Source organism: Streptomyces sp. SID4985 (assembly GCF_009863025.1).
Classification (GTDB): Bacteria; Actinomycetota; Actinomycetes; order Streptomycetales; family Streptomycetaceae; genus Streptomyces.
Genome location: NZ_WWIR01000243.1, coordinates 1 through 294 on the forward strand (window position 1 = coordinate 1; position 294 = coordinate 294).

General features: G+C 68.7%; 1 pseudogene. It reads left to right on the forward strand.

What is annotated here, in order from left to right:
- Positions 1-228 (forward strand): annotated as a pseudogene (locus tag GTW40_RS09805) (glucose-6-phosphate isomerase); the annotation flags it as partial.
- Positions 229-294: the final 66 nt, after the last annotated feature.

Below are 294 nucleotides of genomic sequence, written 5' to 3' on the forward strand. Positions count from 1 at the left end.
CTGACCCCCTCCGTGCTCGGCCAGCTCATCGCCCTCTACGAGCACAAGGTGTTCGTCCAGGGCGCGGTCTGGAACATCGACTCCTTCGACCAGTGGGGCGTGGAGCTGGGCAAGGTCCTCGCCAAGCGGATCGAGCCCGCCCTCACCGAGGGCGCCCAGGTCCCCGGCCTGGACCCCTCCACCACGGCCCTCGTCGCCGCCTACCGTTCCCTCAAGGAAGTGAACTGACATGCAGCTCGGACTCATCGGCCTCGGCAAGATGGGCGGCAACATGCGCGAGCGCATCCGCCGCGC